The organism is Falsiroseomonas oryzae, assembly GCF_027856955.1.
In the GTDB taxonomy this organism is placed as follows: Bacteria; Pseudomonadota; Alphaproteobacteria; order Acetobacterales; family Acetobacteraceae; genus Falsiroseomonas; species Falsiroseomonas oryzae.
On sequence record NZ_JAPSMD010000962.1, the window covers coordinates 1 to 671 of the forward strand.

A 671-nucleotide genomic window follows, 5' to 3' on the forward strand; every position below is an offset into this window, starting at 1 on the left:
GTCGCCGCACAGCGGCGCGGTCACGCCGCCGCACAGCGGCGCGGTCAGGCCGCCGCACAGCGGCGCGGTCAGGCCGCCGCGTAGCGGCGCGGTCACGCCGCGATTCGCAGCGCGGGGTGCAGCAGGGGCAGGAAGGTCGTGCAGAACCATCGCTCATAGGCCAGTTCGTGGCCCAGCGCGGCGGTGGCGGGACCGTAGTAGTGGCCGGGCTGGCCGGCTCTGAAGAAGTCGAAGCCGTAGAGCGTGACCGGCCGGTGCAGCAGCAGGGCGATCAGCAGGATGGCCTGGAAGCCGGCGGTGCCGCGGCGGTAGCCGACCTGCCCGACGAGCGGCGCGAAGGGCGCGGGCAGGGCGGGCGGATCGGGCTGGTCCTTGGGCGCCCAGGCCGCGAGCGAGAGTGCGGGCAGCGCGGCGTAGCCGGGCTCCCGCTGCACCAGCTGCGGCAACTCCGCGCGCTTGGCCTGGTTGAACAGCATCACGTCGGTGCGCCGGCCGACATCGGCGGCGAAGCCGTCCAGCACCGGGTAGTTCAGGCGTGTGACGCAGTCATGCGCCTCGATCTCGGCGGCCTGGCCGCGGCCGAGCGGGCCGGACCCGTTGCCGACCAGCGCGACCTCGCGCGCCGTGGCCAGGCGCGCCAGCGCAGGCGGCAGGGCGGCGGGATCGGGCGG

Annotated in this window: 1 protein-coding gene; it reads right to left on the reverse strand. The window is 75.7% G+C overall.

From position 1 onward, the window contains the following. Positions 1-92 precede the first annotated feature (92 nt). The coding region (locus OZN99_RS32970) for a glycosyltransferase family 29 protein (RefSeq protein WP_270939382.1) at positions 93-671 on the reverse strand (579 nt) is incomplete at its 5' end.